Raw genomic sequence first — 21,509 nt, 5'->3', positions numbered from 1 at the left:
CGCCCCTCCTCAGTCTGCGCGCGCCGGCACCGCTTCGGCAAGCCATTCCGCGAACGTCTGCGTCCCGCGAATCGCGTCTGGTCCCGGCAGCGCCTTCCCCGCGCGCATCCCCGCCATCTGCGGACCTGGCACGTTCAGCGCCGGGATCCAGCCGCGGTACCCGATACGTCGCGCGTACGCCCGCACCATGTCGGCGAGCTGCTCTTCGCGGGGGCCGGCGAGGTCGGGCACTCGGCCCCGCGCGTTCCCGGTCGCGAGCGCGACGAGCCGTTCCGCGACCTCGCGGGCCGCCACCGGCTGCGTGCGCGCACGCGGGGCGAGATGCAGCGGACCCGCCTTCGCGCGCGCGAACATCTGCGCGGCGAACTCGTGGAACTGCGTGGCTCGGAGGATCGTCGAGGGGACGGCGGACGCGGAGACCAGCTTCTCCTGGGCCACCTTGCCCGCGTAGTAGTCGTAGGGGATCCGGTCGATGCCGACGATGGAGAGCAGGACGACGTGTCCCACGCCGGCGTCCGCGGCGGCGGCGAGGAGGTTCCCGGTGGCGGCCGTGAAGAACTCGATCGCCGTGCTCGCCTTCAGCGTCTCGACGCTCACGACGTCGATCACGGCGTCGGCCCCGGTCAGCGCCGCCTCCAGCCCGCGCCCGCTGACCAGGTCGACGCCGTGCGAACGACTGAGCACGACGGCCTCATGACCCGCGCTCCGGACGGCCTCCACCGTGGGCGTGCCGACGACGCCGGTTCCTCCTGCGACGACGATCCTCATGCGTCGATCCTCACTCCCGATCCAGTCCGAAGGTGCGCTTCACGAGCGCCTGCACATCACGATCGAGTCCGTCGATACGGGCGTTGACGCCGTCGATGCGGGTGCCGACCGCGTCGAACCGGGTGTTGACCGCATCGAAGCGCGCGGTCATCTCGTTGCGCAGGCTGCCGATCTCGCTGCGCAGGACGCGGATGAACAGCGTCGAGACGACCGTGAGCATGCCCATCATCAGCGCCGTGAACGCGCCGATCATGGTCCAGACCTGTGCACCGTCCATGGTTTCCATCCCCTCATCGTGGCACCGGACCCTTCAGCCTGCCAGCATCCTGGCGGACGCCACGCTGGGCGACCCGCGCTCTGTGGAGACACCAGGAATCGCGCGGATTGGGGAGGAAGGGCCGGGCGAGGATCCCTCTCACCCGGCCCTCGGTCAGTCGCCCTTCACGTTGACGAGCTGCCGCAGCGTGTGCCGGATCCGCACCAGGCTCGCCGCATCCGCCATCACGCGATCGATGGGCTTGTACGCCTGCGGGATCTCGTCGATGAAGGCGTCGGTGTCGCGGAACTCGATGCCGGCCATCGCCTCGCGCAGCTGCGCATGCGTGAACGTCTTCCGGGCCGCGGACCGCGAGTACTCGCGCCCGGCGCCGTGCGGTGACGAGTTCAGCGACAGCGGGTCGCCGAGCCCTTCCACCACGTAGGACGCCGTGCCCATCGACCCGGGGATGAGTCCGGGCCGACCCGCATCCGCCTGGATCGCGCCCTTCCGGGACACCCAGACGCGCTTCCCGAAGTGCATCTCCGACTCCGTGAAGTTGTGGTGGCAGTTGATCCGCTCCTCCTCCTCGACCGGGGTGCCGAGGAACTCGGAGAGCTGCCGGATGACGCGGTCCATCATCTCCTCGCGGTTCAGCAGCGCGAAGTGCTGCGCCCACCTGAGCTCCCGGATGTAGCGGGTGAACTCCGGCGTGCCCTCGACGAGGTAGGCCAGGTCGGGGTCGGGGAGGTCGATCCACCATTGCTTCGCCAGACGCTGTGCGACGGCGATGTGGTGCCCGGCGATCCTGTTGCCCACGCCGCGGGAACCGGAATGCAGGAACAGCCAGACCCGGTCGAGTTCATCCGCCGACACCTCGATGAAGTGGTTTCCCGACCCGAGGGTGCCGAGCTGGAGCCGCCAGTTCTTCGCGTAGCCCTCGGGGTCGAACTCGGCCGCGGTGGCCCGCTCCTCCAGCTCGACCACGCGAGGAGCGGCCGTCCCCACGACCTTGTTGTTGTAGCGCCCGGCGGACAGCGGGACCGCGCGCTCGATCTGCTCCCGGAGCGCGGCGAGGTCGCGCCCGTCGAGGTCGTCCTTCGTGAACGGCGTGCGGACGGCGATCATGCCGCAGCCGATGTCGACGCCGACGGCGGCGGGGATGATCGCGCCGAGCGTCGGGATGACCGACCCGACGGTCGCCCCCTTGCCGAGGTGCGCATCCGGCATCAGCGCCAGGTGCGGGTGGATGAACGGCATGCGTGAGGTGGTGCGCGCCTGATCGAGGGTCTTCTCATCGATCAGGGACGCCCACGACAGCAGCCGTGCGGAGAGCCTCTCCATGATTCCTTTCCTTGTGGTGATGTCCAGCCCACAGGTCAGGGGAGTCTTCCGACGGAAAACGCCCCGGACCTGACGGTGCGGGGCGTTGCGAGAGCGGATGCTGTCACACGGCGCGCGCCGGAGGGTACGACTCGTCGCGGTCATTGCGCTTCTGCGGAAGCGGCAATGCCGTGATCGGGTGGAGATTCCGCGGGGCGGTCATCCGTCGTCTCCTCGGCTGGTGTGCGGCGCCGGTCGGCACAGCCTTGCCACCCTAGGCGGCGACACGCCCGGGCGTCAAGCGTCCCTCGGCGGGTTGTACATGAACTCGAGCCGGATGCCGTCGGCGTCCTCGACGAAGGAGGCGTAGTACCGCTCGCTGTACCGCGGATATTCCTTCGGGTCCCGCACGGCGGTCCAGCCGGATTCGAGCGCGAGATCGTGGAGCCTGTCGACCTCGGCGCGCGACGGCACCGCGAAAGCCATGTGCTGCCAGCCCACGCGGCCGTGCCGGTGGGGCGTGGAGTCGTCGTCCCAGGTGTAGAGGATGATCTCGGTCTCGTCGCCGGTGTGCCAGGAGATCGAGTGATCGTCCTCGCCGCCGAGTTCGTAGCCGAGCGCGGTGAGCACGGGATGGAACTGCGCCCGTCCGCGTTCGAGGTCGGCGACGGTGATGCCCAGGTGATCGAGGAGAGCCATGCGCCCAGTCTGTCAGCGCATCGACCCGGTGTCAGTGGGGAGCGTGGTATTCGGCCTCGCCGCGCTTCCAGTAGCCCTTCACGACGGCGTTCGCGTTGTCCACGCCCCAGCGTGCCAGCAGGGCCCGACCGGGCTTCACGATGGACTGCTCGGCGGCGATGAAGACGAACGGGTCGGGTCCGACGACCTCGTCCTCGGTGAGCGCGTCGAGGAAGGAGATCAGCGCAGAGCCGGCGGGAGCGGCGCCGCGGTGCAGCCACTCGACAGCCACCGGAGCTTCGAGAGCGACCTCGCCGGCTGCCGACGTGGTCTCGATGACGATGCGTGCCGGCGTGCCGTCGGGGATGAGGGCGGCGAAACGGCGGATCGCGGGGATGGCCGTCTCGTCACCGACGAGGAGCCACGATCCCGGCTCTCCGGTGAGGACGGCGGCGCCGCGCGGCCCGCCGACGCCGATGGTCGACCCCAGCGGGGCGTTCGCGGCCCACGGTGCGGCCACGCCCTGATCGCCGTGCACGGCGAACTCGACATCGAGCCAGTCGTCACCCCACGCGAGGGGCGTGTACTCGCGGCTCGGGGCGGCGCGCAGCTCCTCCACCGAGCCCACGGGGCCGCTCGGGAAGAAGAGCCGCATGTGGTCGTCTGAGCCCGGGGAGTCGAAGCCGGCGAGGTCGGGGCCGGACAGCCGGACGCGCACGAAATCCGGAGCGAGCCATTCGCGGGCGCTCAGCGTGACGTTGCGGAAGCGCAGCTCGAGGCCGCGACGCTCGATCGAGAAACCGGATTTCGTATCGCTCATAAAGTAAGGCTAACCTAAAAACCGACGCGGTCGGCTCGCCCGCCCGTCGGACCGGCGCCCCACGAGGGTGCACACATCCCCGCAGAACAGGAGTCTCTCCATGTCCGTGCCCAGAACCCTCACCGCCACGAGCGTCGCTCTCGTCGGCCTGCTCGCCCTCTCCGGCTGCGCGTCCGGCGGCGAAGCCGAACCCGAAGCGACGACCGCGGGATCGGGGACCGTGACCATCGAGGACAACACCGGCACGCATGAGATCACCACGCCGCCGACCTCGGTCGTCGCTCTGGACAACCGGACCTTCCAGACCCTGTCCGACTGGGGTGTCGAGCTCTCCGCCGGTGCGGTCTCCCTGATGCCGGAGACCGTCTCGTACGCGAAGGACGAGGACATCGTCGACATCGGCCTGCATACCGAGCCCGACCTCGAGGCCATCGTCGCCGCCGACCCCGACCTCATCATCAGCGGTCAGCGCTTCACTCAGCACAACGAGGCCATCGCGGAGCTGGTCCCGGACGCGACGATCATCGACCTGGAGCCCCGAGACGGCGAGCCCTTCGATGAGGAGCTCAAGCGGCAGACGACCGTCCTGGGCGAGATCTTCGGCACGCAGGACGAGGCCCAGAAGCTCGTCGAGGAGTTCGACGCCGCGGTGGACCGCGCGAAGGCGGCCTACGACGACGCCGACACCGTCATGGCCGTGAACACCTCGGGTGGCCAGATCGGCTACCTCGCTCCGACGGTCGGCCGCTCGCTCGGCCCGATCTACGACATGCTCGGCCTCACTCCGGCGCTGCAGGTCGACGATGCGAGCGACGACCACCAGGGCGACGAGATCTCGGTCGAGGCCATCGCCGCCTCGAACCCCGACTGGATCCTGGTGCTCGACCGCGACGCCGTGTTCGCCGCGGAGACGCCGGACTACGTGCAGGCGGCGGAGATCATCGAGAACTCCGAAGCGCTCGCCGGCGTCACCGCGGTGAAGGACGATCAGATCGTCTACATGCCCACGGACACCTACCTCAACGAGAGCATCCAGACGTACACGACGTTCCTCAACGACCTCGCCGACGCGCTCGAGAAGAGCGCCGACAAGTAAGGGCTGGGCGGCGGCGTCCCGACCGGGGCGCCGCCGCCGGCATCCCCCCATGACCTCTCCTCTCCTCACCTCGACACCGCGATCGTCCGCACGGCTTTTCGATCCGAAGCTGCTCATCGGCGTCCTCGTCGTGGCGGCGCTTCTGGTGATCTCGCTCTTCACCGGTGTGTACGACATCGCCGGCGCGGACGACGGCGCGCAGATGTTCCAGATCACCCGCGTCCCCCGGACGATCGCGCTCGTGCTCGCGGGCGCGGCGATGGCGATGGCCGGTCTCGTGATGCAGCTGCTCACGCAGAACCGCTTCGTCGAGCCGACCACCACCGGGACCACGGAGTGGGCGGGACTCGGGCTCCTCACCGTGATGGTGCTCGTGCCGCAGCCCTCCCTTCCGCTGCGCATGGCCGGGGCCGTGCTCGCCGCGTTCGTCGGCACGATGGTGTTCTTCGCGTTCCTCCGCCGGGTGGCGTTGAAGTCGTCGCTCATCGTGCCCATCGTCGGCATCATGCTGGGCGCGGTGGTCGGCGCGATCACGACCTACTTCGCCCTCGTCACGAACTCCCTGCAGATCATCGGTGTCTGGTTCGCGGGCAGCTTCACCTCGGTCATGCGCGGACAGTACGAGATGCTGTGGATCGTCGCCATTATCGGCGTCATCGTCTTCCTCGTGGCCGACCGACTGACCATCGCCGGGCTGGGGGAGGAGATCGCCACCAACGTCGGGGTGAACTACAACCGGATGATCCTGCTCGGCACCGCGCTGATCGCGGTGACGACCGGTGTGGTCACCGTGGTCGTCGGCAACCTGCCCTTCCTGGGGCTGATCGTTCCGAACATCGTCTCGATGGTCCGTGGCGACGACCTGCGCAGCAACCTGCCGTGGGTGTGCCTGCTCGGCATCGCGATCGTCACCGTCTGCGACATCATCGGCCGGACGATCATCATGCCGTTCGAGGTGCCGGTGTCGCTGATCCTCGGTGTCGTCGGCGCCGTCGTGTTCGTGCTTCTCCTCCTGCGGCAGCGTCGTCGTGGCTGAGGCGACGATGACGGCGACGACGGCCCCGCGGACGACGCGGTCGGCCGGGGCGTTCACGACCGTGCGGGCGCGTCGCCGCTACATCGTCGTGCTCGTGGTGCTCGGTGTGCTCGCCCTCGGTTCCGCGTTCGGTCTCCTCGCCTGGGACAACCCGCTGCCCGTCGGCACGCCCGGGTTCTGGCGCATCGCCCAGCACCGTGCGACCGCCGTGGTCGTGATGGCGCTCGTCGCCGTCGCCCAGGCCGTCGCCACGGTCAGCTTCCAGACGGTCACGAACAACCGGATCATCACTCCCTCGATCATGGGCTTCGAGTCGCTGTACCGTGTCGTCCAGACCACGACCGTGTACCTCTTCGGCGTCGCCGGGCTGGTGGCGATCCAGGGCGTCGGCCAGTTCGCCCTCCAGGTGCTCATCATGGTCGCGCTCGCCGTCCTCCTCTACGGGTGGCTCCTGTCCGGGCGCTACGGCAACCTCCAGATCATGCTGCTCGTGGGCATCGTGATCGGGGGCGGCCTCGGGGCGATCGCCACATTCATGCAGCGGCTGCTCACCCCCAGCGAGTTCGATGTGCTCGCCGCCCGGCTGTTCGGCAACGTCTCCAACGCCGATCCCTCGTATCTCCCGCTCGCGATCCCGCTCGTGATCGCGGCCTCGACCCTCCTGTGGCTGCGGTCCCGGCGTCTGAACGTGCTCGCGCTCGGCCCCGATGCCGCACGATCGCTCGGCCTCGACCACCGGCGGGAGCAGTTCCTCGTCCTGACCCTCGTCGCCGTGCTGATGGCCACCTCCACAGCCCTCGTGGGTCCGATGACCTTCCTCGGCTTCCTCGTGGCGACGCTCGCGTACCAGTTCGCCGACACGCACGACCATCGGCTGATCTTCCCGGTCGCCGTCCTCACCGCGTTCTCGATCCTGGCGGGGGCGTACTTCGTCATGAAGAACGTCTTCTACGCGCAGGGCATGGTCTCGATCCTCATCGAGATCGTGGGCGGCACCGTGTTCCTCATCGTCATCCTCCGAAAGGGCAGACTGTGATCGCACTCGACGGCGTCCGCCGTGACTACAGCAGCGAGGTCGCGATCGGCCCCGTCGACCTCCGCATCCCCACCGGCGGGATCACCGCCCTCATCGGGCCGAACGGTGCGGGCAAGTCGACGCTCCTGACCATGATCGGCCGGCTGAACGGGATGGACGCCGGGGCCATCGAGATCGCGGGCCTCGACGTCGCCTCCACGAAGTCGAAGGACCTGGCCAAGGTGGTCTCGATCCTCCGCCAGGAGAACCACTTCGTGACCAGGCTCACCGTGCGGCAGCTCGTGGGTTTCGGCCGCTTCCCGCACTCCCAGGGCCGGTTGACGAGAGCCGACGAGGAGGTCATCAGCCAGGCGATCGACTTCCTCGATCTGGGGGCGCTCGAGGGGCGCTACCTCGACGAGCTCTCCGGCGGGCAGCGGCAGCGGGCTTACGTGGCCATGGTGCTCGCGCAGGACACGGAGTTCGTGCTGCTCGACGAGCCCCTCAACAACCTCGACATGCGGCACGCCGTGCAGATGATGAAGCACCTGCGGCGCGCGGCGGAGGAGCTCGGGCGGACGATCGTCATCGTGTTGCACGACATCAACTTCGCCGGACACTACGCCGACCACATCTGCGCCATGAAGGACGGTCGGGTGGTGGAGTTCGGCCCGCCGGCGGCGATCATGACGGACGACGTGCTGAGCCGCGTGTTCGACACCCCCGTGCAGGTCGTGGACGGACCCTCCGGCCCCCTCGCCGTCTACTACTGACGCGAGCCGACGATCCGAGGGGCCCGGAGGTCGTCGTTCTCCACGATCACCGCGGCGTGCCGCTCCGGGTCGTCCTCTCGCAGGTACATCCGCTGACCCTCGACGTAGCGTCGGTTGCTCGCCGCCTCCGGGGCCACCGTGGGGTGCCGCGGCGCGAGGAGTTCGGCGATCTCGTCGGCGAACACCGTCTTCCCCGAGCCGTCCACGCCGTCGATGCCGACGAACACGTTGCGGCGGAGATCCTCCGGCCGCGGAATCACCGACACCACGGCCGTGAGCACGGCCCGACGGCCGGCGCTGGACTGCCGCTCCATGGCGTCAGAGCTCGACGCCGTGGTCCTCGTCGTTCACGCCCGCGTTGTGACCGCGGCGGGACTCGTAGCCGAGGAACCAGCCGAACCACACGATCGCGGCGAGCAGCACGCCCAGCCACACGTTCTGGAAGATGAGGCCGAGGACGACACCGGCGATCAGCAGGCCGACCGTGACGAAGATGCGCAGGGCGGTACGGGACATGCGCTCAGCATACGTCGGCCGCTCCGGGAACGGGCCGGTCAGCGTCGGCGGTGGTCTTCCGGGGCGAGCCGGGGTCCGCGCCGCGCCTCGGCGACGCCGCTCGCGAAGATGAGCCGGATGACGCGCTGCCGGTGACCGGCCCAGGGAGCGAGCAGCTCGACCATGCCGGCGTCATCCGTGCGGTGCCCCGTCAGGGCATGTCCGACCTCGTGCGCCAGATGGTAGTCGCCCACGCTGACGGCATCGGGGTCGCCCAGCGCACGGATGCGCGTCTCCGCAGCGGTCCAGACGCCGACTCCGGGCAGGCTCGTGAGGACGCGGTCACGGTCAGGGCCGGTCGTGGCCGCTCGGACGGCATCGGCGATGCGGTCGCCGCGCTCCGCCGCCCGCACGATGGTCTTCGACTGCGGCGGCTCCACTCCGGCGCGGTGCCACGCCCAGGAGGGGATGCGTCGCCACTGCGCCGCCGTGGGAGCGACGGCCATCGGTCGCGGCGTCGGCCCCGGCGCCGGGTCGCCGAAGCGCGACACGAGGTATCGCCAGGCGCCGAAGGCCTGCATGGAGGTGACCTTCTGCTCCAGGATGCCGCAGGCGAGAGCATCGAAGACCTCATCCGTGCGCGCGAGCCGGATGCCGGGGTGTCGCCGGGCCGCCTCGGCGATGAGGGGGTGCAGGGAGGGATCGAAGCCGGTCGGGTCGTCGCCGGCACCGCACAGTGCCGGCACGAGGGCGAGTGCGTGCTCGGCGCCCGGACCCCAGGCGGTCGCCGTGACGTCGTTCCCCGACATCCGCAGGGCCAACGTCGACGGACCCTGTGGCGTGCGGACCGCGCGCCAGATGACGGGGCCGTCGAAGACCGTCGTCGGATCGGTGCCGCCGCGGCGCAGCATGCCGACGGTTCGCCGGAGATCGAGCGGGTGCGGCGGGCGGTACGTCGTCTCCCGCGGAGCATCCGCGCGGACGGCGCCCGCCGTCGCGGGGGCGGCGGCGAGGGTCATGCGCCCACCCTACGCGCGGCTCCTGACACCGGCCTCCGGGCTGAGCAGGAGCGGGTCAGAAGCGGTCGGGCGACGGGGTTCCGTGGCCGTAACGGATGACGACGTCGGCGTGACGGTCGAAGCGGTAGCCGATGCCGCGCACGGTACGGACGATGTCCTCGTAGCGCCCGAGCTTCGCCCGCAGCCGGCGCACATGCACGTCGATCGTGCGCTCGCCAGGGGTCTCGTCGTCCTGGGCCTGCCAGAGGCCGGCGACGAGCTCGCTGCGCTCGATCGTGCGGCCCTCGCGGAGGACGAGGTACTGCAGCAGCTCGAACTCCTTGTAGGTGAAGGCGGCCGACTCGCCGTCGATGAGCACGCGCTTGCGGGAGATGTCGACGGTGACGCCGGACTCCTCCGGCGTGGTCTCCTCCTCGGCGGCGGCCTTGGTGCGGGCGATCGCGCCGGGCTCCTGCAGGGCGAGACGCACGACGTCGAGGTCGCGGCCGCCGGAGCCGTGCGGGGCGAGGGCGACGGTGGCGTGGGTCTCGGCGCCGGGCGCGAGCTCGGCCAGCGTGCGGCGGAGGGCGTCGACGAGCAGCGGAAGGCTCACACCGGCTTCGGCGGCCTTGATCTCGTCCAGGCCGACGTAGAGGGCGAAGCCGCGGGGCGAGCGGACGGCGGGGAGGTCGGCGCCGGTCGGGGCCAGCGGAGCCGACGACTCGGCGGGTCGGACGGTGCGGTTCGGGGCGGTGACGGCGGGACGCTCGAGAAGGGCGGAGTTCGACATGATGATGGGTCCTCAGGACGTGAGCCCGACGGGAGGGGGCTCGGATGCGTTGCACGAATGACCGGCGGAGCCGGGGAAGCGAGCACGGGTGTGTGCTCGGGACACTGCTCTCGCAGATGGCGAGGAGTCAGGCCAGACGAGGTGGCTGTTCGTTCAGCGACACATTCGGCAACACATGTCAACGCGACCGGGCATCATCATCCCGGCAGTCCCGTTCGCCTCCTGGGCGGACAAAGGGCGTGCGTTGATGGTCATGGGGGGATTATGTCCGATCGTGACGGGACATGTCAAAACGCCCGGGCGCGTCGCAAGAGGCGTAACGTGACACGGATGACGATCTCGCACACCGTCGGCGGCTTCATCCTGACCGACGAGAAGGACGCATCGCGGTACACCCTCACGCGCGACGGGAAGCTCGTCAGCGTGCTCGACTACCGGGACGACGGCCACACCGTCGCGCTCACCCGGGCCTACACGGTCCCGGCATTCCGCGGAAACGGATACGCCGGAAAGGTGGTCGAGGGGGCCGTGGCCGACATCGCGGAGCGCGGCGACCGCAAGGTCGACGCGGTCTGCTGGTACGTGGCGGAGTGGTTCACCGCCCACCCCGAGCAGTCCGGACTCCTCCGCTCACGCTGACGCTCCGGCTGTATGACGAACTGTTACGGCCGCCGCCTGCGAGGATGAGGGCATGAGACTCGCCGAAGCCCTGGCCGCCCGCGCCGACCTGCAGCGCCGCATCGAGCAGCTGCGGGCGCGCATCGTCGCGAACGCCCGGTACCAGGAGGGTGAGGAGCCTGCGGAGGACGCGGCGGCGTTGATCGAGGAGGCCGATGACGCACTGACTCGGCTGCAGAGCCTCATCCGCCGCATCAACGTCACGAACTCCCGCCTCGACCTCGGCGCGGACGGCACGATGACCGACGCGCTCGCCGCGCGGGACGTGCTGCGCCTGCGCCACTCGGTGCTCGCCGACGCGGCGGCCGCCGCGTCCGGGGCGAGCGAGCAGTACCTGCGTCAGATGCGCTCGGAGCTGAGGCAGGTGTCGGCGCTGCCGGTCGCCGCGCTCCGGGCCCGGGCGGACGCCGTCGCCCAGGAGCTCCGTGCGCTCGACAACCGGATCCAGCAGGCGAACTGGTCGCACGACCTCGAGGAGGAGAGCGGAAGTCGGTAGTCGCGACGGAGCGGGCACAACCCTCAGCCGGCGGGGCAAGCCGGCACCTGTGGGCGGAGGGCAGCCCTGATCTCGCATCGCGCAGCCCCGCACGTCGCACAGGTGAAGATGCACGGTGCATCTCGCATCACCACGTGCCGGTCGTCGCGACGAGGGTGGGTCAGGGGACCTTCCGCCTTCTCCTCGGCCGTCGGGAGACGGCGGTCCCGGCACGCCTCGGACGGAATGTCCGAGGGGCTTCGTACCGTGGGGGTATGCGGATCCTGCACACCTCGGACTGGCACATCGGCCGGACGTTCCATGGCAACTCGACCATGGACGCGCTGGCCGAGGTGCTCACCGCCCTGACCGCGCAGGTCAGGGAGCACGAGGTCGACGTCGTGATCGTCGCGGGCGACGTGTTCGACTCCGCCACGCCCTCGGCCGCCGCCTATACGCTGCTCGGAGACGCCCTCGTCGATCTGCATGAGACGGGTGCACGGGTGGTCGTCACCAGCGGGAACCACGATTCCGCCGCGCGGCTGGGGTTCCAGGCCCGGCTGCTGCGCGACGGCATCCACGTGCTCACCGACCCCCTCGCGGTCGGTACCCCCGTCACGATCGACGACGCTCACGGTCCGGTGCATTTCTTCGGGATCCCGTATCTGGAGCCCGCGATCGTCCGCCAGCACTGGCCGGAGGGCGACGCCGAGGGACGGCAGCTGCGCACGCAGGCGCAGACCATGACGCACGCGATGACCCTCGTCCGCGCGGGCATGCAGGAGCACGCGGGTCGGTCGATCGCGATCGCCCACTGCTTCGCCGCGGGGGTGGAGCCGACGGAGGGTCTGGAGCGCGAGGTGCGACAGGGCGGCCTCGACGTCGTGCCGCTCCGGGCGTTCGACGGCCCCGACTACGTCGCACTGGGTCATATCCACGGTCGTCAGCAGGTCAGCGAGCGGGTGCGATACGCCGGCGCTCCGCTGCACTACAGCTTCGGCGAGCAGCACAAGCCGCGCGGCTCCTGGCTCGTCGACCTCGATGCCGACGGGCTCGCGGGCGTCGAGTGGCTGGAGCTGCCGGTTCCGCGGCGCCTGGTCACCCTGACCGGCGCCTTCGAGGAGATCCTCTCCGCAGAGAACATCGCCGCGCACGCCGACGCCTGGGTGTGCGCCGTCTACACCGACGCCGTACCGCAGACCGAACCCATGCGACGGCTGCGCGAGGCGTACCCGCACTGCGCCATGGTGCAGCATCAGCCCGCGACGGTCGGGGAGGAGCGTGAGCGGTCGTACGGCGAGCGGCTGCGCTCCGCGGTGACCGACGCCGACCGGATCGAGGCGTTCCTCGAGCATGTGCGGGCGGGCCAGGGAGCGACCGAGGTCGAACGCGAGCTGATCCGCGAGGTGCTCGACGACCGGGTCCGCGCGGAAGCCCTCGTCTAGTGCGGCTGCATCGGCTGGAGGTCGAGGGTTTCGGGCCGTTCCGCGCGCGTCAGACCGTGGACTTCGACGCCTTCGCCGACGACGGGATCTTCCTCATCGCCGGCCGCACCGGAGCGGGGAAGTCGAGCATCCTGGACGCGGTCTGCTTCGGGCTGTACGGCGGGGTGCCGCGGTACGACGGCGGGGAGAAGAGGCTCCGCAGCGATCACAGCGAACCGGACGATCCCTCCGAGGTGGTCGTCGAGTTCAGCACGCCGTCCGGTCGCTACCGGGTCACGCGTTCGCCCGAGTACCTCCGGCCGGCTCGGCGCGGCGGAGGCCTGACCAAGCAGGCGGCTGCGGTCTCCCTGGAGGAGCTCACGGACGACGGCTGGGTGGGTCGCGCGGCGCGGGCGGTCGACGTGGCGCACGAGCTCGATGACATCCTCCAGCTCAGCCGGGAGCAGTTCCTGCAGGTGATCCTTCTGGCGCAGAACCGCTTCTCGGAGTTCCTCCTCGCGGGTAGCAGGGATCGGCAGGCGCTGCTGCGCCGGCTCTTCGGCACCGAGCGTTTCGAAGACGTGCAGGCGCGGTTCGACGAGCGGCGGCGCCACGCTGAGCAGGGGCTCGGCGCGCGCCTGGCCACCGTCTCCGCGCGGCTGGACGAAGCGGAGCGCCTGGTGGCGGATGCCGACCTCGGGCGCGACGGCGGTGACGACGAGGGCGGCATCGCGTCGGAGGTGCAGGGCGCTGGCGCCACGACCGCCGATCGCCTGGCGGAGCTCGAACGGGCGCAGGCGCGCGCTGCGTATCGGGCGGAACGGCGCGCCGCCGATCGCCTGGAGGCGGAGAAGCGGTTCGAGGTCGCCGATGCTGCTCTGGCTGCGGCGCGCGAGGATCAGCGCGCGCAGAAGGAGCGAGACCGTGCCCGCGCGGCGATGGCCCGTCTGGATGCCGAGGAAGCGGCGGTCGCCGCGGCGAAGGCGGAGCTCGCCAGGGCGCGGGCAGCCGAGGTGCTCCGTTCCTCGATCGCCGCGGCCACACGCGCGGCGGCGGCAGCGGACGAGGCGGCCGCCACGGAGGAACGGGCACGCGCGGCCTGGGCCCGGCTCGGCGTCGAGACCGACGACCTCGACGCGTGGATCGCGGAACGGACGCGTGAGTCCGGGATCTGGGAGCGCGCCGTCACGCTGGAGGCACAGGCGCCGTCCCGCGCCACCGAGCGCGGGACGGCGGAAGCGGCTGTCGTCGCCGCCGAGCGCCGGTGCGAGGACGGGCAGGCGGAGCGCGCTGCCCTCCCCGGGCGGATCGCGGCCGCAACCCTGGAACGGGACGACGCCCGTCGACTCGCCGACCGCATCGCGGAATGGGAGAGCGTGCGCATCGCCGCGGCCGTTCGCCGCGAAGCCGCGGTAGAGGCGGAGACCCTGCAACAGGAGTGCACCTCCGCCGAGCGGGTCCTCGCCGAGGCGACGTCTGCACAGGCCGCCGCACAGTCGGCTCTCGCTGACCTGCGGCAGCGCCGGATCGACGGCATGGCGGGGGAGCTGGCCTCCGCCCTCGTCGACGATCACCCCTGCCCGGTGTGCGGTGCGCGAGAGCACCCGGCCCCGGCAGACCACGGCGCGACGGTCTCCGCGGAGGACATCGCGGCTGCGGAGGTCCGGAGGGACGAGGCGGCGCGGCGCGAGCAGCAGGCGGCGTCGACCTGCACGACGTTGCAGGTCCGACTCGCCGCGGCCACGGCGCGCGCGGACGGACGGGACGTCGAGACGGCGGGAGCCGAGCTCGATGCCGCCCTTGCCGCGGAGAAGGAAGCCCTTGCCGCCGCCGAGACCGCGCGGCGACGCGATGTCGTCCTCGCCGAGCTCCGCGAGCAGCAGGACGCCCTGGAGCTCCGCCGTGTCCAGGACGAGGCGGCCCTCGCCGCAGCCCGCGAGCAGCTGGCTCTGGTGGTCCAGCGAGACGATGACGCCCGCAGGGCGATCGACGAGGCGCGAGGGAGCTACGCGTCGGTCGCCGAGCGGACGGCGGAGACGACCGCCCACCTCGCCGTGGCCCGACGCCTCCGGGACGCCGAGGCCGAACGTGCGCGGAGACAGCAGGCGGCGACGGAGGCGGCCGCCGAGAGAGACGTTGCACTCGATGCCTCCGAGTTCCCCGACGTCACGGCCGTCGTGGAGGCGTTGCGCCCGCCGGCGGTGCAGGCGGAGCTCGATGAGCGGGTGACGACGCACGCGGTGCAGCGGGAGAAGGAGCGTGCACTTCTCTTCGACCTCGAACTGCGGACCCTGCCGGAGGAGCCGATCGACCTCGCGCCCATCGAGCAGGCAGCGCTCGATGCGAGGGCGGCGTGGACCGCCGCCGTCGACGAGGCCACGAGGACGGCGGGCGACGCTGCGCGGCTGGCCGGCCTCATCGACGCCGCGAAGGACGAGCACGCCCGCACGGCAGAGGACGCGGCGGCGTTCGAGGTGCTCCAGGCCCTCGCCGACACCATCGCCGGACGCGGTGCGAACACACGCAAGATGACGCTGGAGACCTTCGTGCTGGCGGCAGAGCTCGAAGAGATCGTCGACGCCGCGAACCGCCGCCTCCACGACATGTCGGAAGGACGCTACCGGCTGCAGCACTCCGATGCCCTGGCGGCACGCGGTGCCGCGTCCGGACTCGGCATCGTGGTCGCCGACGCGTTCACCGGGCAGACCCGCCCGCCACAGTCGCTGTCCGGCGGCGAGACGTTCCTCACGTCCCTGGCGCTCGCCCTCGGGCTGGCCGAGGTCGTGACGGCCCGCGCCGGCGGCATCCGCCTGGACACGCTCTTCATCGATGAGGGATTCGGCTCGCTCGACGGCGACACACTCGACGTCGCGATGCGCACGCTCGACGAACTCCGGCAGGGCGGGCGCACGGTCGGGGTCATCAGCCACGTCGAGGCCATGCAGGAACAGATCCCGGCTCAGCTCACCGTCCGCGCGCTGCCGAACGGGCCGAGCGTCATCGAGATGCGCTGAGCTCAGACCCCGTATTCGGCGCGGATGACTTCGCGCAGCTCGATGCTGCATCGGGCGATGGCCTCGCGGAAGTCGGCCAGGGCGCCGTCCTCGGCTTGGTCGGAGACGGCGCGGAAGGCGCGGATGGGCACGCCGAACTGCCCCGCGACCCAGATGTACGCGTAGGTCTCCATGTCCACCAGTGCGGCGCCCATCGGCCGGATCACCGCCGTGACCTCGGCGTCGTTCACGAAGTGGTCACCCGTGGCGATCACGACGCCCTCGCGGCCCGTGGTCACCTGCGGCGGAAGCGAGACGTGCCGTCCGACGACGCCGTCGAGATCGATCACGTCGTGCTGCACCGCCGTCGCGATCTCGTGCACCGCGTACGGACGCCCCTTCTCGATGGAGCCCGCGGTGCCGACGACGACGACCTCGTCGTAGGTCTTCGCGTCGAGGGCCCGGGTCAGCGCGTACGTCGCCGGCAGCTTGCCCGGGCCGGTGACCAGACGGTCGAAGCCGTCGAGCTCCTCGGGGAAGGCGGACAGTTCGGACTCGAGGGCGGCGACGAGGAGCTTCACCGCTTCAGTCTCTCAGGTCGCGGCTGGATACCGCGTCCTGGCGCAGTGGCGTGACCCGCAGGAAACACGGAAGGGCGATACTGGAGTGAACCGATGAGCGGAGGACAACGTGTCGTTGCAGAAGCAGATCGCGGAAGACCTGGGCGCCCGGCCCGACATCGACCCCGAAGCGGAGGTGGAGCGTCGCGTCGGCTTCCTCGCGGACTACCTGCGCACGACGGGCGCGAAGGGCTTCGTCCTCGGCATCTCCGGCGGACAGGACTCGACGCTCGCGGGGCGCCTCGCCCAGCTCGCGGTGGAGCGCGTGCGTGCCGAGGGCGGGGAGGCGACCTTCCTCGCGGTGCGCCTGCCCTATCGCGTGCAGCACGACGCCGACGACGCGCAGGCCGCGCTGGACTTCATCGCGCCGGACTCGTCGATCGAGGTGAACATCCAGAACGGGGTCGAGGGTGTCGAGAAGGACATCGAGTCCGCCGTTTCCAGCGACATCTCCGACTTCAACCGCGGGAACATCAAGGCCCGCCTCCGCATGGTCACCCAGTACGCGCTCGCCGGGCACGAGGGTCTGATCGTGATCGGCACCGACCATGCCGCCGAAGCCATCACGGGCTTCTACACGAAGTTCGGCGACGGCGCGGCCGACGTCCTCCCGCTCGCCGGGCTCACGAAGCGACAGGGTCGCGCCCTGCTCCAGTTCCTCGACGCCCCGGAGCGCCTGGCCTTCAAGGTGCCGACGGCCGACCTCCTCGACGACCAGCCGGGGCGCACCGACGAGGACGAGCTCGGGCTGACGTACGAGCAGATCGACGACTTCCTCGAGGGCCGGGAGGTCGACCCCGAGGTCGCCGGGCGCATCGAGGCGCGGTATCTCGCGACGCAGCACAAGCGTCATCTGCCCGTGACGCCCGACGACACCTGGTGGCGTTGACCCGGGGCGCCTCACGCGGGACCGCCCGCTTTTCGCCGTGTCGGATGCCGCGGATAGTGTCGAAGCAGCCGACAGAACGGGAGAATCGTGCGGATCGACACAGAGGCGCAGCGGGTCATCTGGAGCGCGAGCGACCTCAAGGCGGCCGCCGAGTGCGAGTTCGCCTGGTCCCGCGCGATCGATGCGAAGCTCGGTCGGGTCCCCGCGGTGGAGGAGCCGGAGGACGCGACGCTCCTCCGCGCGGCCCAGCTCGGAGACGTGCACGAGCAGAACGTGCTCGAGCGCTACATCCGGGAGCTCGGCGACGAGCGGGTGCATCGGGTCGCCAAGGTCTCGTCGAGCGATCCTGACGCGCTGGCTGCCGCCGTCGACGAGACGTTGAGCGCTCTGCGCTCGGACGCGCTGGTCGTCTTCCAGGCGGCCTTCGCCACCGACGAGTTCGTCGGGTTCGCCGACTTCCTCCGCCGCGATGCGGACGGGCGTTGGCGCGTGCAGGACTCGAAGCTCGCCCGCAAGGCCAGGGTGACCGCACTCATGCAGCTCGCAGCATATGTCGACCAGCTCGACCGGCTCGGCATCCCGCGTGCGGACGAGGTCGACCTCATCCACGGCGACAACAGCGTCAGCACGCATGCGGTCGACGACCTCCTCCCACTGTTCCGCGTGCGCCGGGCGCGGCTGCGCGCTCTGATCGCGGACCGCGCCGTGGCCGACGGCGCGGCCGGGGCGCCGCTCGCGTGGGGCGACGACCGCGGCGATCTGCGCGTGGTCGCCTGCGGGCGCTGCGCCACGTGCGAGGAGCAGGTGCTGGCCCATCGCGACCTCCTCATGGTGGCCCGCATGCGGCCGGTGCAGCGGGCCCGTCTGCGCGCCGCCGGGATCCTCACCATCGACGACCTGGCCGCGGCGACCCAGGCACCGGAGGGCATGAACGTCGACACGTTCGAGAACCTCCGCGCCCAGGCCCGCGTGCAGCTGCGGGCGGATGCCGAGGGCGCGGGGACGTACGACGTGCACTATGCCGCGGCGATCCACACCCTCCCTGTGCCCAGCCACGGGGACATCTTCTTCGACTTCGAGGGCGATCCGCTCTACACCGAGCCCGCTCCCGACGGCGAGGCCGAGTGGGGCATCGACTATCTGTTCGGCTGGGTCGACAACGCCGACCAGTACACCGCGCTCTGGGCGCACTCGTTCGCGGAGGAGCGTCGGGCGCTGGAGACCTTCCTCGATTTCGTGAAGGTGCGTCGCGCCGCCCACCCCGGCATGCACATCTATCACTACGCCCCCTACGAGACCTCCCACCTGGTCGCGATGGCCGCCCGCCATGGGGTGCGCGAGGGTGAGGTGGACCGCCTGCTCCGCGAGGGCGTCTTCGTCGACCTGTACCCACTGGTGCTGCGCACCGTCCGCGTGGGTTCGCGGTCCTACTCGATCAAGAAGCTCGAGCCTCTCTACATGGGGGAGGACGTGCGCACGAGCGACGTCCAGAAGGGCGACGACTCCATCGTGCAGTACGTCGCGGCGCGGGAGCTCGCGGCAGCGGGGGCGCAGGCCGAGGCCGACGCGGTGCTCGCCGACCTCGCCGACTACAACCGCTACGACTGCGTCTCCACCCGGCGGCTGCGCAACTGGCTCATCGACATCGCCCGCGCGGAGGGGGTCACGCCGGCCCCGCCGGACGACGCGGACGAGGTCATCTACGAGCCGTCGCCGCGTTCGCTCGCGCTGCTCGGCGACGCGGAGCGTGCGGTGGAGGTCGGTGGCGATGGGCTCGTGCACCGGCTCGCGGCGGCCGCCATCGACTACTTCCCACGCGAGGCGAAGAGCTTCTGGGTCGCGCACTTCCAGCGGCTGCGGGAGCCGGTCACGATGTGGGACGGCACCCGCGATGTGGTGAAGGTCGATGCGACCCGCTCGCGGGTCCGCCGGGACTGGAGCATCGGCGAGGGCCGCAGAGTCCTGTCGCGCGAGCTGGAGATCCGCGGCGAGGTGTCCCCTGGCACGACGCTCGGTCCGGGCGCCCAGCCGTTCGCGCTCTACGACGTCCCGGCGCCGTTCGACACCGATGTCCCGTCGCGCGCGGTGCACGTGCCGCACGGGGTCACGGTCGTCGAGGTGCTGGACGACGGCTATCTCGTGGCGGAGTCCGCGGTCCAGGGGCAGACCTGGGATGACCTCCCCGTCGCCCTCACCCCCGCCGCGCCGCCACGGGTGGTGTCGCTGCAGCAGGCGATCGACGAATGGGCCGATGCGGTGCACGCGGCCGCTCCGGACTTCCCCCAGGACGCGGCGACCGACATCCTCCGCCGCCTCCCTCCGCGCACCGTGTCGGGGAACGCGCTCCCGGCCGCCGGCGACGACCCGATCGACGCGATCGTCCGCGGAGTCCTCGACCTCGACCGCAGCTATCTCGCCGTACAGGGGCCTCCAGGCACGGGGAAGACCTACACGGGCTCCCAGGTGATCGCCCGGCTCGTCAACGAGCACGGCTTCCGGATCGGCGTCGTCGCGCAGTCCCACGCGATCATCGAGACGCTGCTGGAGCGCGTCGTCGCCGACGGTGTCGCCCCGGGTCAGGTGGCGAAGTGCCCCAAGGACGCGAACGCCGATCCCGGGTACACGGTGATCCCGAAGACCGGCATGGCCGCCTTCCTCGCGGAGCACGCAGACGGGGGCGCCGTCGTGGGCGGTACCGCCTGGGACTTCAGCAACACGCAGCGGGTGGCCAGGGGAGAGCTCGACCTGCTCGTGATCGACGAGGCGGGACAGTTCTCGCTCGCCTCGACGATCGCGGTCGCCACGGGCGCGCAGAGGCTCCTCCTCCTCGGCGACCCGCAGCAGCTGCCTCAGGTCAGCCAGGGCGCCCACCCGGAGCCGGTGGACACGTCCGCGCTCGGCTGGGTGATGGACGGCGACCCCGTCGTGCGCCCGGAGTACGGCTACTTCCTCGCGCGCTCCTGGCGGATGCACCCGCACGTCGCGGCTCCGGTGTCGAAGCTCGCCTATGCCGGGAAGCTCGCCTCCGCCCCCGGTACCGAGCGGCGCGCGGTCGAGGGCATCGACCCGGGCCTCCACGTGGTGCCGCTGCGCCACCGCGGCAACGCGACCCAGTCGCCGGAGGAAGCAGAGGAGGTCGTGCGCATCGTCCGCGACCTCGTGGGCCGCGCCTTCCACGACAACGATGCGGCGGGCACCGTGCGGCCACTGACGCCGGAGGACATCATCGTCGTGGCGCCGTACAACGCGCAGCGGCAGCTCGTGCACGACGCGCTCGCCGCGGCGGGTTTCGGCGGCGTCCCGGTGGGCACGGTCGACAACTTCCAGGGCAAGGAGGCCGTCGTCTCGATCACGACGCTCGCGGCGTCGAGTGGCCGAGACGCTCCCCGGGGCCCGGAGTTCCTGCTGCTGCAGAACCGGCTCAACGTGGCGATCTCCCGGGCGCAGGTCGTGGCCTACCTCATCCACTCGCCGGCGCTGCTCGACGACCTGCCGTACACGCCCGAGGGCGTCGCCCGGCTCAGTGCCTTCGCCCGCCTGGTGGGGGCCGCGGAGGAGGAGGGTTCATGACGACGACGGTTCCTGCACCGGCCGCCGACGGCACGCCGACCGAGGCGGACATCCTCCGTGCCGCCGCCGCGTGGGCCTGGTTTCCGCGCGGCAGCGAGCATGTCCGCGGCGACCTGCTCCTCGTGCGGTACCCGGAGCGGTTCGGGGGCGGCGTCAGCGGCTCGCAGGTGACGTCCGCGCGCCCCGCCGCCGAGGTGCTGGACGGGGCGCTGGAGCGCACCAGAGCCTGGGGCGAGAGCGTGTTCACGTTCTGGACGAATCCCGCCGACGACCCCGACCTCGAAGAGGAGCTCCGACGCCGCGGTGCCGTGCACTTCGACACCGTCACCGTGTTCGCGCGTCCGACCAGTGGAGCCGCGGTCGACGTGACGCCCGGGGTCTCCGCCGAGGTCGTGCGGGCCGTGGATCAGCTCCGCGAGGTCGATGCGATCAACGTTCCGGTCTGGGAGCAGCAGCCCCTCGACGACGACGGTCTGCGTGCCGAGTTCGCCGAGCTGACCGAGGCTCTCGATGCCGGTACCGGTTTCCGGGTGCTCGGGCGCATCGACGGACGCGCGGTGAGCACGGGCGGATGCACCATCGTCGACGGGTTCACTCGACTCTGGGGAGCGGCGACGCTCGAGGCCGATCGTGGTCGCGGCGTCTATCGAGCGGTCCTCGCGGAACGCCTGCGGCAGAGCGCCGCGCGCGGTGCGAGGACTGCGCTCGTCAAGGGCCGTGTCTCGACATCGGCGCCGATCCTCGCGAGAGCCGGCTTCACGCGCTACGGCGACGAACGCGGCTACCGCCTGGCCCTCTGACGTGGGAGCGGC

Annotated in this window: 21 protein-coding genes; 11 read left to right on the top strand and 10 right to left on the bottom strand. The window is 71.0% G+C overall.

Annotated elements, in window-relative coordinates; genetic code table 11:
* Positions 1 to 9 precede the first annotated feature (9 nt).
* From AB1285_RS12020 to AB1285_RS12000, 5 genes are all read right to left on the bottom strand, one after another.
* Entirely contained in the window at positions 10 to 768 is a 759-nt protein-coding gene (locus tag AB1285_RS12020) for an SDR family oxidoreductase (protein WP_370428354.1), read from the bottom strand.
* A gap of 10 nt (positions 769 to 778) precedes the next feature.
* Positions 779 to 1,054, bottom strand: coding sequence for a hypothetical protein (locus AB1285_RS12015; protein ID WP_370428353.1), 276 nt, complete (start codon positions 1,052 to 1,054; stop codon positions 779 to 781).
* A 144-nt stretch (positions 1,055 to 1,198) separates the two neighbouring features.
* Positions 1,199 to 2,368 (bottom strand): RtcB family protein, encoded by a 1,170-nt coding sequence (locus AB1285_RS12010; protein WP_187663290.1) that lies wholly within the window; start codon positions 2,366 to 2,368, stop codon positions 1,199 to 1,201.
* A gap of 276 nt (positions 2,369 to 2,644) precedes the next feature.
* Positions 2,645 to 3,046 (bottom strand): VOC family protein, encoded by a 402-nt coding sequence (locus tag AB1285_RS12005; protein ID WP_259953464.1) that lies wholly within the window; start codon positions 3,044 to 3,046, stop codon positions 2,645 to 2,647.
* A 31-nt stretch (positions 3,047 to 3,077) separates the two neighbouring features.
* Positions 3,078 to 3,845 (bottom strand): siderophore-interacting protein, encoded by a 768-nt coding sequence (locus AB1285_RS12000; protein ID WP_259953463.1) that lies wholly within the window; start codon positions 3,843 to 3,845, stop codon positions 3,078 to 3,080.
* 100 nt (positions 3,846 to 3,945) lie between these two features.
* On the opposite strand from AB1285_RS12000, the gene AB1285_RS11995 reads away from it, so the two are divergent.
* From AB1285_RS11995 to AB1285_RS11980, 4 genes are read left to right on the top strand one after another with little or no spacing between them, the layout of a single operon-like run.
* Positions 3,946 to 4,941, top strand: a complete 996-nt coding sequence (locus AB1285_RS11995; protein ID WP_259953461.1) for a siderophore ABC transporter substrate-binding protein — start codon at positions 3,946 to 3,948, stop codon at positions 4,939 to 4,941.
* 49 nt (positions 4,942 to 4,990) lie between these two features.
* The gene (locus tag AB1285_RS11990) at positions 4,991 to 5,977 is read left to right on the top strand and encodes an ABC transporter permease (protein ID WP_259953459.1); all 987 of its coding nucleotides are present in this window, start codon (positions 4,991 to 4,993) and stop codon (positions 5,975 to 5,977) included.
* 7 nt (positions 5,978 to 5,984) lie between these two features.
* On the top strand, positions 5,985 to 7,013 hold the full coding sequence (locus tag AB1285_RS11985; RefSeq protein WP_187664095.1) for an iron chelate uptake ABC transporter family permease subunit: 1,029 nt from the start codon (positions 5,985 to 5,987) through the stop codon (positions 7,011 to 7,013).
* The gene (locus AB1285_RS11980; RefSeq protein WP_187663295.1) at positions 7,010 to 7,765 is read left to right on the top strand and encodes an ABC transporter ATP-binding protein; all 756 of its coding nucleotides are present in this window, start codon (positions 7,010 to 7,012) and stop codon (positions 7,763 to 7,765) included. The genes AB1285_RS11985 and AB1285_RS11980 overlap by 4 nt, the downstream gene beginning before the upstream one ends.
* On the opposite strand, the gene AB1285_RS11975 is transcribed toward AB1285_RS11980, so the two are convergent.
* Genes AB1285_RS11975 through AB1285_RS11960 form a run of 4 tightly spaced genes read right to left on the bottom strand, consistent with a single transcriptional unit; the run spans position 7,759 to position 10,048 of the window.
* The gene (locus AB1285_RS11975) at positions 7,759 to 8,079 is read right to left on the bottom strand and encodes a hypothetical protein (protein ID WP_370428352.1); all 321 of its coding nucleotides are present in this window, start codon (positions 8,077 to 8,079) and stop codon (positions 7,759 to 7,761) included. The two genes, AB1285_RS11980 and AB1285_RS11975, sit on opposite strands and share 7 nt — an antisense overlap.
* Positions 8,080 to 8,083: 4 nt before the next feature.
* Positions 8,084 to 8,281 carry a hypothetical protein gene (locus tag AB1285_RS11970; protein WP_025104487.1) on the bottom strand — a complete coding sequence of 66 codons (198 nt, stop codon included), beginning with the start codon at positions 8,279 to 8,281 and terminating at the stop codon, positions 8,084 to 8,086.
* Positions 8,282 to 8,319: 38 nt separating this feature from the next.
* Positions 8,320 to 9,279: a DNA-3-methyladenine glycosylase family protein gene (locus tag AB1285_RS11965; protein ID WP_370428351.1), complete on the bottom strand. Its 960-nt coding sequence runs from the start codon at positions 9,277 to 9,279 to the stop codon at positions 8,320 to 8,322.
* 55 nt (positions 9,280 to 9,334) lie between these two features.
* On the bottom strand, positions 9,335 to 10,048 hold the full coding sequence (locus AB1285_RS11960) for a winged helix-turn-helix domain-containing protein (protein ID WP_370428350.1): 714 nt from the start codon (positions 10,046 to 10,048) through the stop codon (positions 9,335 to 9,337).
* A gap of 330 nt (positions 10,049 to 10,378) precedes the next feature.
* Here AB1285_RS11960 and AB1285_RS11955 point away from each other — a divergent pair, with 330 nt between their 5' ends.
* From AB1285_RS11955 to AB1285_RS11940, 4 genes are all read left to right on the top strand, one after another.
* Positions 10,379 to 10,687 (top strand): GNAT family N-acetyltransferase, encoded by a 309-nt coding sequence (locus tag AB1285_RS11955; RefSeq protein WP_187663299.1) that lies wholly within the window; start codon positions 10,379 to 10,381, stop codon positions 10,685 to 10,687.
* A 52-nt stretch (positions 10,688 to 10,739) separates the two neighbouring features.
* Positions 10,740 to 11,222 (top strand): DIP1984 family protein, encoded by a 483-nt coding sequence (locus AB1285_RS11950; RefSeq protein WP_187663300.1) that lies wholly within the window; start codon positions 10,740 to 10,742, stop codon positions 11,220 to 11,222.
* A 254-nt stretch (positions 11,223 to 11,476) separates the two neighbouring features.
* Positions 11,477 to 12,646, top strand: a complete 1,170-nt coding sequence (locus AB1285_RS11945; RefSeq protein ID WP_259953451.1) for an exonuclease SbcCD subunit D — start codon at positions 11,477 to 11,479, stop codon at positions 12,644 to 12,646.
* Entirely contained in the window at positions 12,646 to 15,639 is a 2,994-nt protein-coding gene (locus AB1285_RS11940) for an AAA family ATPase (RefSeq protein WP_370428349.1), read from the top strand. Before AB1285_RS11945 ends, AB1285_RS11940 begins: the two co-directional genes overlap by 1 nt.
* Before the next feature lie 2 nt (positions 15,640 to 15,641).
* Here the strand turns inward: AB1285_RS11940 and AB1285_RS11935 are convergent, their stop codons facing one another.
* Positions 15,642 to 16,199 carry a nucleoside phosphorylase gene (locus AB1285_RS11935; RefSeq protein WP_187663303.1) on the bottom strand — a complete coding sequence of 186 codons (558 nt, stop codon included), beginning with the start codon at positions 16,197 to 16,199 and terminating at the stop codon, positions 15,642 to 15,644.
* 109 nt (positions 16,200 to 16,308) lie between these two features.
* Between AB1285_RS11935 and nadE the strand changes: the two genes are divergently transcribed.
* From nadE to AB1285_RS11920, 3 genes are all read left to right on the top strand, one after another.
* Positions 16,309 to 17,127 carry an ammonia-dependent NAD(+) synthetase gene (gene nadE, locus AB1285_RS11930; protein WP_062635667.1) on the top strand — a complete coding sequence of 273 codons (819 nt, stop codon included), beginning with the start codon at positions 16,309 to 16,311 and terminating at the stop codon, positions 17,125 to 17,127.
* 87 nt (positions 17,128 to 17,214) lie between these two features.
* On the top strand, positions 17,215 to 20,697 hold the full coding sequence (locus AB1285_RS11925; RefSeq protein WP_370428348.1) for a TM0106 family RecB-like putative nuclease: 3,483 nt from the start codon (positions 17,215 to 17,217) through the stop codon (positions 20,695 to 20,697).
* On the top strand, positions 20,694 to 21,497 hold the full coding sequence (locus AB1285_RS11920) for a GNAT family N-acetyltransferase (protein ID WP_370428347.1): 804 nt from the start codon (positions 20,694 to 20,696) through the stop codon (positions 21,495 to 21,497). Before AB1285_RS11925 ends, AB1285_RS11920 begins: the two co-directional genes overlap by 4 nt.
* Positions 21,498 to 21,509 lie beyond the last annotated feature (12 nt).

The organism is Microbacterium sp. NRRL B-14842, assembly GCF_050470785.1.
This window is presented reverse-complemented; position numbering and strand designations above follow the sequence as displayed.